Consider the following 12,153-nt stretch of genomic DNA (forward strand, 5'->3'; position numbering starts at 1 on the left):
ACCGTCTCGGCCCAGGGAGCTAGCCCTCGTCGATCCCCGCGCGCGCCGCGGGCGTGATCACGAGGCCGCCCCGGGAATGCCCCGTCGTCCACTCGTCGAGGCGCAGGAGCGCGCCGCCCGCGAACCGCTGCTGGCCCGGCGCGCCCTCGACTTTCGCGGGCGCGGCGTGCAGCACCAGCACGACCTGGACCGCGGGGCTCGGCCCCGGCCTCGCCGCGATCGTCGTCTCCAGCCCGCGCACGACGTCGACAAGCCGGGCCCGGGCGGCGCGGCTGCCCTCGAGATCGACCGGGAGCGCCGTCGCCCCGACCAGCACCCCGCCGCCGTCGACGATCGTGACGAGCCCCGCGTCCGCCGCGGCGCGCCGGACCGTCGCGAGGACCTCCTCGGCGTCGTCGAACGCCGCCTCGTCGATCTCGCCCTCCCCCTCGATCTGCACGCTGGCGTGCAGCGCCGCCGCCGGGCGGACGCGCGCCTCGTCCCTCGCCGCGAGCGGCGCCGCGCGGAGATGGAGATCCGCGAGCAGCTCGGCGACGCTCGGGTAGCGCGCGTCCGGCGACTTCTCGAGGCAGCGCGCGATCGCGGCGTCGAAGGCCGGCGGCACCGCCACGAGATCGCCCGCCCGCGGCGGCGGCGCGAAGAGCTGGAGCTCCTCGAGCTCGACGAGGTTGTCGGCGTGGAACGCGGGCTGCCCCGTGAGCAGCTCGTACAGGAGGAGGCCGAGCGCATACACGTCGGTCCGCGCGTCGACCGGGCGGCCGGCGATCTGCTCGGGCGCCATGCTGCCCGGCGTCCCGAGCACGCTGCTCTGCGTGAAGATCGGCCCGCGGCCGAGCCGCTCGGGCTCGAGGAGCTTGGCGATCCCGAAGTCGACGAGGCGCGTCGTGAACCAGCCGCCCCGCGGGATCGCCATGATGTTCTGCGCCTTGACGTCGCGGTGGACGATCCCGAGCGCGTGCGCGGCGGAGAGCGCCGCGCCGACCTCCTCGATCACGGCGAGCGCCTCCGCGGCGGAGAGCGCGCCGCGGGCGCGGAGCTCCTGCCGGAGCGTCCGGCCCTCGATCCACTCCATGGCGATGTACGGCCGGCCGTCGGGCAGGTCCCCGGCGCCGAGGATCTCGACGATGTGCGGGTGGGCGAGGCGCCGGAGGGCCGCGGCTTCTTGCTGAAATCTTTCAAGAATCCGGGTACTTGCGGCGAGACGGCGGCGGAGGACCTTGAGCGCGGCGGGGCGGCCTGTCCCGAGCTGCGTGGCGAGGTAGACCACCGCGAAGCCGCCGCGGCTCCGCGCCTCGTCGACCAGGAACTCGCCGGCGAGGGTGCCGGGGGCGAGGTCGTCCGCGGCCCCCGGCTCCTCGTCGGCGACGGTGCCGGTGGGGTCGTGAGGCCTCGTGGTCGCCGCCATGGTGGGACGAGATCGCCCGAGCTCACCCCGGAATGCAAGCGCGCCGCTCCGCCGTGACGACGCGAGGCCTGCATCTGCCGAACCACGACGACAACTGTCGTGTACGCCCCGAACCCGATGCAGCAAGACGTGGACGGTGACGGCCTCGGCGACGCTTGACGCCATCGGCCCTGAGGCTCTGCTGCGCCCCCCCGGCGGGCGCATCGCAAGCCGAACAGCCGCCCGATCGCCCCATCACCCGAGGGGACGGCGGCTACGGGTCGGGCAGCGGGCCCTGCCCGCCGAGCGCGTCCGGAGCGCCGAGCTCGCCGAGCACCCGCGGGTCGAGCACCCCCGGCTCGTTCCACACGTCATCGATCGGGTACCCGTATCGATTGTAGGGCAGCATGCCGCCCGCCGGAAACCAGAACGGATCTTCGGGGGGGTAGATGTACGGACCTTGCTCGGTCCACGGCGGCGGCCCGCTGCACGAGTAGAGCTGACAGGGGTCGTTCAAGAACACCGTCACGGGGTGCATCCACGTGGCGTCGCCGCCATTGCAGGCGGGGTAAGACCCGATCTCGGTCGCGCCGTCGCACACGGGCGGGGGCGGCTCGTTCGAGGCCGGCTCCCCGGCGCACGAGCCGGCAGGCTGCGCGACGCAACCCCAGCCGTGGTCGCCGGGCATGGCGCAGATGCGCGACTGCATCAGCAACCGCTGGTTGTTCCACACGACGCCCGGCAACGGATCGGGAGGAGAGCAGGCGAAAGCATCTTGATAGACGATCTTCACATCCGCGAGCGACGGCCGCTCGACGCGGTAGACGATCTTCGTCGTACCCAGCGTCAGCCCCTTCTCGAACGTCTTCACGAGCGTCACCTCGGCGGCGGGGTTCAGCTTCGCGGGGTCGAGCAGATTGCCGAAGAACGCGCCCTCCTGTACCGGATACGTGCGCTGGACCAGGTTGATCGCTTGCGAGCTCGCCAGCTGACCGGGCGAGTCCTCCCCGAGGAGCGGCTCCCAGCGGAGCGAGAGGTTGACGTGCGCGCCGCGCGCGTTGTTCCTCGCGAGCAGGCACGCCGAGACGAGCTCCTGGCATTCGAGCGACGGCGCGCCGTCAGCCCAGCTCGGGCAGAGCCCGGCGGCGCCCCGCCACTCGACCTCCACGGGCGCGAGCGACGGCTTCGCGCCGAGCGGCGCCGCCCACGAGAGGTCGCTCTCGGGGGAGCTGACCGTGGCGCCCGCGTCGACGGCCGAGAGCTCGGCAGCGGTCGTGGTCCAGACGACGCTCTCATCCGGCGCGAGCGCGCACTCGACGAGGACCTGCATCACGTCGCGCGCGTGCGGATCGAGCAGGGCCAGGTGCAGCGGGCCCTCCTCGAACGACTCGCTCGCGAGCGGCAGCTGGGTGAGCTCGTGAAGGTTGGCCGCGTTGGTGGTGAGCAGGTTGCCGGCCAGGACCTCGAGCCGGAGGTGATTGCCGATCACCATCATCTTGAGAGACGCCGAGGTGGTCAGGATCGAGCCGCTGGGCACGACCGTGTCGAGCGCCGACGCGACGCTCGTCGCGAGGCACAGGGCGGAGGAGACAGCGAAGGCGAGGCGAGCGGATCTCAGGTTCATCGTTGCGCCTTTCACGAGAAGGGATCACGGAGCGACGTCGCGCGGCAGCGCGCGAGACATCGCAAGAGGGACGCGATGGGCCGCGATGAACGCATTAGCACGCGTCGCGCCAGCGCCACCCGGCCCGGATCCCGCGCCCTTCAGGCCTCCGCCGGGGCCCGCTGTCGCCTGCGCGGCGACAGCCGGTGGGCAGCTGTCGCTCCGGCGACCCCAGGCGCCCTCGAGCGGCGCTCACGGAGGCGCGTCGTCGGGCGGCTCGAGCCGATCGAGCCGATCGAGCTGCGCGGAGAGGTGGGCGAGCCGCCCCTTCCAGAAGCGCTCGCCCCACGAGCTCTGCGTCGCCTCGCCGAGCCACCGGCGGGCCTCCTCGCGCCTGCCCCGGCGGAGCGCGTCGGCCGCCGCGAAGCAGAGGATCTCGATGCGCTCGCTGAGCAACGACGCGCTCCGCGCCTCGGCGATGAGCGCCTCCCACGCCTCGCCTTGCCCTCCCCCGCCTTGCCCTCCGCCGCCCTGCCCTCCGCCGCCCTGCGCGAGCTGCGCGCAGAGCCGGAGCAGCACCCGCGTGACCGGCGGCGCGGCGCCGAGGTCGCACTGCTCCCGCGCCCAGTCGAGGTGGCGCGCGGCCGCGGCGAGCTCGCCGCGGGCGGCGAGGATCCGCGCGACGAGCAGCGCGTAGTCGGGCACCGGGGTCGCCTGGAAGAACCGCTGCTGGAGCTCGAAGGCGCGGACGGCGAGGGGCAGCGCCTCGGCGAGCTCGCCGCTCCAGTAGAGCAGCTCGGCCAGGTTGTGGGCCGGGCCGCGCTCCAGGTACGCGTTGCCGAGCTCGCGGGCCAGGGCGACGGCGGTCCGCAGGTCGCCCTGCGCGCCCTCCGGATCCTCGCGCACCAGGCGGAGCGTCAGGCGGTTCATGAGCGCGATGCCGAGGTGCAGGCGATCGCCCACGCGCTCGCAGCGCTCGATGACCTCGCGGAACCGCGCCTCCGCCTCGTCGAGGCGGCCGGCGTAGACCAGCGCGGGGGCGAGCAGGAGCAGGGCGATGACGCAGCTCTCGTGATCGCCCAGCGCGCCAGCGTCCCGGATCGCGGGCGCGAGGCGCGCGATCGCCTCCTCGAGCTCCTGGCGGCGGAAGTGCCCGCGCCCCACCGCGACCTCGCAGCGCACCCGCTGCGCGGCGTCCCCGAGCCGCACCACGAGGGGCACCGCCCGGCCGACGAGCGCCTGCGAGCCGGCGTAATCGTCGCACCAGTCGAGGACGGTGGCCTCTTCGAGGAGCAGATCCGCGACGGCGGCGAGGTCGCCTTCGGCCTCGGCGAGCGCCCGCGCCGCGCGGAGGTCGCCGGCCGCGTCGTCGAAGCGCTGGATCCGGTAGCGGACCTTGCCGCGGCCCGCGAGGACGGCGACCCGGCGGATCGCGCTCCCCGGCGCAGCTGCGGGCGCAGCTGCGGGCACGGTCGCCGCGGGCGCAGCCTCGGTCGCGGCCAGCGCGTCGAGCGCCGCGGAGTAGTGCCGCTCCGCATCGACGTAGAGGTGCCGCCGCCGCGCGTCCTCGGCGAGCTCGAAGCAGGCCGCGGCCGCCTCGGCGTGCGCGCCCGCCGCCGCCGCGTGCCGCGCGATCCGCGCGAGGTGGGCGCCTCGCTCCGCGGGCGCCGCGAGCAGGCGCCGGAGCGCGATCCCGTGCAGCCGCCGCCGCAGCGCCGGCGGCGCCTCGGCCTCGATCGCCTCGCGGAGGAGCGGGTGCGCGAAGGCGAGCCGGCGCGCGTCGACGTCGTCGACGCCGTCCACGACGCGCAGCAGGCCGCGGCGCGCGAGGCGCGACAGGCCGACGCCGGGATCCAGGTCCCCGCACGCGCCGACGGCGCGCTCCCGCGCCGCCTCGTCGAGGAGGCTCCCGATCTCGTCGATCGCGAGCTCGTCGCCCGCCACGGCGCACACCGCCGCGAGCTCGGCGAGCGGCGGCGGCAGGCCCGCGAGCGCGCGCCGCGCGAGGCGGTCCATGACCGGCGCCGCCTCGCCCCGCGCGATCTCGTCGCCGGCGAGGTACCACCCCGGCCCGCCGCGGACCTGCCGGATCGCGCCCGCCTGCCGGAGCGCGGACGCGAGCTCGACCAGGAAGAGCGGGACCCCCTGCGCCGCCTCGAGCAGGCCCGCGACGACCGGATCCGGCACGAACTCGACCGGGCGCAGCCGGTCGAGGAGCACCGCGCGTGCGGCGCCCGGGTCGAGCGGCGGGAGGCGCCGCTGGACGGAGCGCGCCGCCCGCTCGCCGTGGAGCGGGCGCATCTCGGCCAGCGCCGGGGTCGCCGCCACGAGGATCGCGAGCGGCGCGCGGGCGCCCGAGAGGGTCGCGATCTCGATCGCGTCGAGGCCGGCCTGATCGCCCCACTGCGCGTCGTCGACGACCAGCGCGAGCGGGCGCTCCTCGGACGCGCGCCGGAGCGCCTCGCCGGCGGCCCGGGCCAGCGTCTGGCGGAGCGCGCCCGGCGCGGCGAGCACCGCGGCGACGGCGGGCTCGGCCTCGGGCAGGGCGTCGAGCGCGAAGGCGACCGCCGGCCACGACGCGAGGCCGAGCTCGGGGCCGAGCCGCGCGACGCACGCCGCGCGGATCGCCTCGGCGCGCGCGCCGCCGCCGAGGGAGAGGGCGGCGCGGAGCAGCGCGCGGACGAGCCCTGCCGGCTCCGCGACGGCGGGCGGCCTCGCCGCGACGGCGATCGCCTGCGCGCCAGGCTCGGACGAGAGCGCCGCGGCGACCGCTTCCCAGAGGCGCGTCTTGCCGTGGCCGACGTCGCCGAGCAGCGTGAGCAGGAGCGGCGCGCTGTCGCGCCACGCGGCGCGCGCGTCCGCGGCGATCTCGGCGACGAGCTCGTCTCGCCCGCGGAGCGGAAGCTCGGCGGCCGGGGGTGCCGCCGGGGCGACGCCTGCGCTCGCGCTGTCGTCGCTGGCTGCTTCGGCGCGTTCGTCGAGCGGGGCGGCCTCCGGGAGGAGGGCGGCGGCCTCGGGGGTGATCGCGACCGGATCCGGCGCGCCGGGGGGCCAGAAGCTCCTGGGCTGCGAGAGCGCGGGCCCCGCGAAGACCATCCCGGCGGCGCCCTCGCGCACCTGGAGCTCAGCGACGTGCACCACCGCCGACGTCGCCTCGTCCAGCGCGGCGGCGAGCCGGCGGGCCGCCTGGAGGGCGGCGCGGGCGCCCGGGCGCGGTGCCCCGGGAAAAGCGATGACGTAGAGCCCGTCTTGCACCCGGGAGAGCCGCCCGCCGAAGGAGGAGGCGACGCCGACGACCTGGTCCACCGGCGCGCCGCTGCGGACGGCGAGGAGCGCCACGGGGCCCCGCCGCGGCGGGGCGGGCCTGCCGGGAGCGGCGCGGCGGGGGGGGTGACCGGGCCTCTGGGGCGGTTCACCGGCCTCCTGGGGCGGCAGCGGGGCCATGACGCCCTCGAGCGCTGCCCTGAGCGCCTCGGAGAAGGCGCGGGCCGACCCGAAGCGCTCCTCGCGCGCCTTGGCCAGGGCGCGCAGCAGGACGTCGTCGGCGCCCCGGGGGACGGGCGCGATCTCCGACGGCCGCGGTGGGCGCCGGGAGACGTGCGCGTGAACGACGGCCGACGCATCTCCCACGAACGGCGGCCGCCCGGTGAGCAGCTCGAACGCGAGGACCCCGAGCGAGTAGAGGTCCGCGCGCGCGTCGATGTCGCGCGCGTCGAGGCACTGCTCCGGGGCCATGTACACCACGCTGCCGAGCCGGAGCCCCGTGTGCGTGGGCTCGCGCCCCTCCTCCGTCGCGCCGTTCCCCTCCCCCAGCCGCGCGAGCCCGAAGTCGAGGAGCGCGACCTCCGGCGCCGGCCCCTGCTTCCGCCGCACCATCACGTTCTCCGGCTTCAGATCCCGGTGCACGACGCCGGCCGCGTGGCCCCTGTCCACGGCGGCGCCGAGCGCGTCCAGGAGCCGCGCGGCCTCGACCGGCGCCGCGGCGCCCGCCCCGGGGAGCGCCTCCATCCATCGCGCCAGCGTCTCTCCCTCGAGGAGCTCGAGGACCAGATACGGAAAGCCTCCGTCGCTCTCGCCCTCGCCGAGCAGCCGCGGCACCGCCGGCGGACCGACCCTGCGGAGCGCCGCCGCCTCGCGCGAGAACCGCGGATCGCCTCGGTGGCGCGCGATCTTGAGCGCCACCGCGAGGCCGTCCTCGCGCCGCGAGGCCGCGAACACGCGGGCGAAGCCGCCCTCGTCGAGGAGGCGGAGCCCATCGAACCCTGGGACCCGGGGCGCGACCTCCCCCGCCCCGGCCTCTTCCTTCGCGGCGCTCGGGGCCGCGCCGCCGTGCAGCGGACAACCCGTGACGACACCGATCCTGCGGTGACAGAGGGTGCAGCGCATCTGCGGGGGTTGGCTCCGGAGCGATGCTACTGCGCGCGTCGAGCCACCGGAAGCATGGATGCCTGCCGCCGACCTGAAGAGGTCGCCATCGTGGGGTTTCGTTCGGTAGAGCCCATCCGTGGTTCGCGTTATCGTGGCGCCCTTCGACGAAGGGGGCGTGACGATCCGTCGACGCGAACGAGCTGCCGACGCCCTGATGGAGGTGAACGGATGCGGACCTATGTGCTTGCTCTCCAGGAGGTCGATCGAACGAAGGCCAACGTGGTCGGGGGGAAGGGCGCGAACCTGGGAGAGCTCTCCAGGATCGAGGGCATCCGCGTGCCCGCCGGCTTCTGCGTCACGACCGGGGCCTTCCAGCGGATCATGGGAGAAGCGCCGTCGATCGGCGGGTTGCTCGATCGGTTGTCGTCGCTCGCGGCGGAGGACCGGGACGGGATCCGGGAGCTCAGCGCCGAGCTGCGCCGGATCATCGAAGGGACGGTCATCCCCGAGGATTTGCGAGAGGCGCTCACCCGGGCTCTTTCCACGCTTGGCGCGGGCGACGCCTACGCCGTACGGTCCAGCGCGACGGCGGAGGATCTGCCGGGGGCTTCCTTCGCGGGCCAGCAGGATACGTACCTGAACGTCCTCGGGACGCAGGCGATCCTGCAGCACGTCCGCCGGTGCTGGGCATCGCTCTTCACGGAGCGGGCGGTGACCTACCGGATCCAGCACGGCTTCGATCACCGCAAGGTCCACATGGCCGTGGTGGTGCAGAAGATGGTCTTCCCGCAGGCCGCCGGGATCGTCTTCACGGCCGATCCCGTCACGTCGAACCGGAAGGTGTCGTCGATCGAGGCTGGCTTCGGCCTGGGGGAGGCCCTTGTCGCCGGCCTGGCGAGCGCCGATCGCTACAAGGTGCGGAACGGCCAGGTCATCGAGAAGGCGATCGCCAGAAAGACGCTGGCCACGCGTGCCCTGGAGGAGGGCGGCACCGAAGAGCGGGCGATCGAGCCCGAGCGGCAGGACGGGCAGGTGCTGGCCGACGGGCAGATCGTGCGGCTCGAGCGCCTGGGCCGGCAGATCGAAGGGCATTTCGGCCATCCCCAGGACATCGAGTGGTGCCTTGTCGAGGAGGAATTCCACATCGTCCAGAGCCGGCCGATCACGACCCTGTACCCCATCCCCGAAGCCGGTGATCGAGGCAACCACGTCTACATCTCCGTCGGCCATCAACAGATGATGACCGACGCGATGAGGCCCCTGGGGCTGTCCTTGTTCCAGCTGACCTCGGGTGGCCGCATGCTCGCGGCGGGCGGCAGGTTGTTCGTCGATCCCACGAAGCAGCTGGCCTCACCGGCCAGCCGGGACGCCCTTCTGACTCTCCTGGGGCGCTCCCATCCGCTCCTCAGGGACGCCCTCTCGACGATCCTCGATCGGGGAGACTTCATCGAGCCGTTGCCCGACGATCCGGCGGCCCCGCGCCCCGGCCAGGGCAAGCAGGCGCCGGGGCGCTTCGACGCGCAGGTCGAGGACGACCCGGCGATCGTCGCCGAGCTGATCGAGCGCACCCAGGCCGGGCTCGCGGAGCTGAAGCGCGACATCAGGACAAGGACCGGAACGGCGCTGTTCGACTTCATCCGGGAGGACATCCAGGCGCTGAGCAAGTCCATGTTCGGTCCGCGGAGCATGGGCGCGATCATGGCGGGCATGAACGCTTCCTCGTGGATCAACGAGAAGATGCTGGCGTGGCTCGGCGAGAAGAGCGTCGCGGATACGCTCTCCCAGTCCGTGTCGAACAACATCACGTCGGAGATGGGCCTGGCGTTGCTGGACGTCGCCGACGTGATCCGTCCTTATCCGGACGTGGTCGCTTATCTGCAGAACGTGAAGCACGATGGCTTCCTGGAGGAGCTGGCCGCGCTCGATGGTGGCAAGGAAGCCCGGGACGCCATCCAAGCTTACCTCGACAAATACGGGATGCGATGCGTGGGGGAGATCGACATCACGAGGGCCCGCTGGAGCGAGGAGCCGGCGACCCTGGTCCCCTTGATCCTGAGCAACATCAAGAACTTCGAGCCTCGCGCCGGCGAGCGGAGGTTCGAGCAGGGGCGTCAGGAGGCATTGCGGCGGGCGCGAGCGCTGCAAGGCCGGTTGAGGCAGCTGCCGGACGGAGAGCAGAAGGCGAGCGAGGCCCAGCGGATGATCGACCGGCTCCGGAGCTTCATCGGCTATCGCGAGTATCCGAAGTACGGCCTCGTCAATCGCTACTTCATTTACAAGCAGGCCTTGCTGCGAGAAGCCGAGCGGCTCGTGCAGGCCGGCGTGATCCACGACGCCAAGGACATCTACTACCTCACGTTCGACGAGCTCCGCGAGGTCGTGCGCACGCATCAGGTGGACGACCGGATCGTCAGCCAGCGGAGGGCCGAACACGAGCTCCACAAGAAGCTGTCGCCGCCGCTCGTCATCACGTCCGATGGGGAAATCGTGGCCGGTGCGCACAAACGAGCCGATCTCCCCGCCGGAGCCCTCGTCGGCCTGGCGGTCTCCTCCGGCGTCGTCGAGGGGCGAGCCCGCGTCCTCCTGGACATGGCCGACGCGGCGCTGGAGGCGGGGGATATCCTGGTCACCACCTTCACCGATCCCAGCTGGACGCCCTTGTTCGTGTCCATCAAGGGCCTTGTGACCGAGGTGGGGGGCCTGATGACGCATGGCGCGGTGATCGCCCGGGAATACGGCTTGCCGGCGGTCGTCGGCGTGGACAACGCGACAAGGCGGATCCGGGATGGGCAACGCATCCGCGTGCATGGAACGGACGGGTATGTCGAGATCCTGACCTGAGATCCGCGGCGCTCGCGCTCCTCGACGGGGCCGCGCTGGGCACCGCTTCCTGGTGCCGCGGTTCGGGGCCGTCGGGCTCGGGATCGCGGCGCCGACCGTGCAAAACGTCCATTTTTACAACGACGCCGCAGCGGCACGGCACGATACCTTCCAGGGGTCGCCGGTATCGGCGATCCTGGACCTCGGCCTCGAGCTGCCGTGACCGGGCCGCGTCGATTCTCTCAAAACGCGTCCGCCGCGCGTCCACTCACCCCAGCGCATGTCCCTGCTCGCCGCCGCGCGCGAAAGCCTACCCACCGAAGCCACGTCCGCCGTACGGCCCGGAGCGCCGCTGCATCTCACGAGGCCGGTCGCCGCTGCGCACCCATCGGATCATCGAGGATCGCCGCGCGGCGGTTTTTGATTGACGCCGGCAATGTGAACGTTCACATTGGCTTTCTGGAGTTTCTTCCGCTTAACCCTGCATAGACCGTCATGCGCATCGAGCCCTTCTTCTTCATGCGCGTTGACCCTGACGGTCGGCTCTCGCTCCAGATGAGCAGCATGCAGGGGAGCGTTGCAACGGTTCCAAGGCGGAACGCCTGGCAACCACCTGTCTGCCAACTTCGTCATCGTCGGCCTGAAGCAGGCGCTTGACGCTGGCGTGACGTAACCAGAGAGGCCTCATGTACAACAAAAAGAAAGCCGTCAGGCGCTTCAATGTCTTCTGCTTGCTCTCGAGCGTCGCGCTGCTGGCGTGCGGCGAAGACAACGGCGGCGCGGCACAAGCTGCCGGTGCGGGCAGCTCCAGCGTGTCAGCCACCACCAGCGGGGCGTCGACCGGCGGAACCGCTGGGTCGGGTGGCGCGGCCAGTAGCGGTGCCGACACCAGCGCCAGTGGAATGGGCGGAGCAGGCGCGGGCGGAGCAGGCGCGGGCGGAGCAGGCGCGGGCGGAGCAGGCGCGGGCGGAGCAGGTGACGGCGGCGCTGGAGCCGGCGGAGCCGGTGGTTCGGCGCTCCCACCCATCACGGATTACTCTGCCAAGGGTCCGTTCGCGACGACCGTGGAGCGGAACGTGGGGCCGAACGGAGCCTATACGGTGTTCAGGCCCGAACCCTTGGGTGTGGACGGCTTCTTGCACGCTCCGATCGTTTTCGGCCCCGGCATCGGCCAGCAGGTGGCGGTGCACACGAACATGCTGACGAACTTTGCTTCTCACGGTTTCGTGGTCGTCGGGTGCCCCGTCCTCAGCGGCGGCCCCGGCGACGCAGGCAATCTCAAGAAGATGGAGGATGGTCTCAACTGGATCCTGGAGCAGAACGACGCGCCAGGCAAATATCAGGGCAAGCTCTACGTCGATCACGCGGTCTCGATGGGCTTCTCGGTCGGCGGCACCTCGGCCGTGCAACTCGGCGGTCACGAGGCGGTGGCCACTGTCGTCTCGATCCACGGCCACAGGGCCTCGGCCGACCTCCACGGCACGATGCTGCAGACGACTGGCACCCGGGATACTGTCGGCATGCCCCTCCAGCAGGCCACCTACGACATGTCCGAAGTGCCCACATTCCTGGCAACGCTGACGGGCGCGCCTCATGCATACATCGAGAGCGACGGCGGCGGCGAAGAGCGGCCCGCGATCGTCGCATGGATGCGCTACTGGATCTACAACGACATGGGCGCGCGGGACCATTTCTTCGGCGATAATTGCGTGTTGTGCAAGGCGCCTTGGGAGAATCCCCAGCGCAAGAACTGGAAATAACCCGAGGAACGTCAGGCGGCGCGCCACGGCTGGGACGAGGATGCCTTGAGCAAACCGAAGGATCCGCCGCGGCTCCTCAATGCGTCCTTGGACACGACCGACGCCGTGCGCGCCGTCCTGCGCGCGGGTCAGCGCGAGCTCCCGTAACGAACCTCGAGGGCCTCGAGAACGTCAAGATCGACGAGGAGCGCTCCGTCTCCGACAACGCCGATCTCCTG

General features: G+C 72.6%; 5 protein-coding genes. 2 read left to right on the plus strand and 3 right to left on the minus strand.

Going from position 1 to position 12,153, the window contains the following annotated elements; translation table 11 throughout:
- Window positions 1–19: 19 nt before the first annotated feature.
- The 3 genes from WME95_RS23240 to WME95_RS23250 all read right to left on the minus strand — a co-directional run bounded on the left by WME95_RS23240 (window position 20) and on the right by WME95_RS23250 (window position 7,373).
- Window positions 20–1,405, minus strand: coding sequence for a serine/threonine-protein kinase (locus WME95_RS23240; protein ID WP_437910631.1), 1,386 nt, complete (start codon window positions 1,403–1,405; stop codon window positions 20–22).
- Between the two features lie 253 nt (window positions 1,406–1,658).
- The gene (locus WME95_RS23245) at window positions 1,659–3,008 is read right to left on the minus strand and encodes a hypothetical protein (protein WP_437910632.1); all 1,350 of its coding nucleotides are present in this window, start codon (window positions 3,006–3,008) and stop codon (window positions 1,659–1,661) included.
- 231 nt (window positions 3,009–3,239) lie between these two features.
- Entirely contained in the window at window positions 3,240–7,373 is a 4,134-nt protein-coding gene (locus WME95_RS23250) for a serine/threonine-protein kinase (protein ID WP_437910633.1), read from the minus strand.
- Window positions 7,374–7,583: 210 nt separating this feature from the next.
- On the opposite strand from WME95_RS23250, the gene rph reads away from it, so the two are divergent.
- Together rph and WME95_RS23260 are read left to right on the plus strand one after the other, a co-directional pair.
- A complete protein-coding gene (gene rph, locus WME95_RS23255) occupies window positions 7,584–10,196 on the plus strand; it encodes a rifamycin-inactivating phosphotransferase (RefSeq protein WP_437910634.1) in 2,613 nt (870 codons plus the stop codon).
- Between the two features lie 665 nt (window positions 10,197–10,861).
- A complete protein-coding gene (locus WME95_RS23260) occupies window positions 10,862–11,935 on the plus strand; it encodes an alpha/beta hydrolase (protein ID WP_437910635.1) in 1,074 nt (357 codons plus the stop codon).
- Window positions 11,936–12,153: the final 218 nt, after the last annotated feature.

This window comes from Sorangium sp. So ce327, assembly GCF_051530205.1.
Classification (GTDB): Bacteria; Myxococcota_A; Polyangia; order Polyangiales; family Polyangiaceae; genus Sorangium; species Sorangium cellulosum_B.

Excerpts from the sequence above, each read along its gene's own strand:
- WME95_RS23240 (WP_437910631.1), bottom strand. The coding sequence starts at position 1,405 with ATGGCGGCGACCACGAGGCCTCACGACCCCACCGGCACCGTCGCCGAC.
- WME95_RS23245 (WP_437910632.1), bottom strand. The coding sequence starts at position 3,008 with ATGAACCTGAGATCCGCTCGCCTCGCCTTCGCTGTCTCCTCCGCCCTG.
- WME95_RS23250 (WP_437910633.1), bottom strand. The coding sequence starts at position 7,373 with ATGCGCTGCACCCTCTGTCACCGCAGGATCGGTGTCGTCACGGGTTGT.
- rph (WP_437910634.1), top strand. The coding sequence starts at position 7,584 with ATGCGGACCTATGTGCTTGCTCTCCAGGAGGTCGATCGAACGAAGGCC.
- WME95_RS23260 (WP_437910635.1), top strand. The coding sequence starts at position 10,862 with ATGTACAACAAAAAGAAAGCCGTCAGGCGCTTCAATGTCTTCTGCTTG.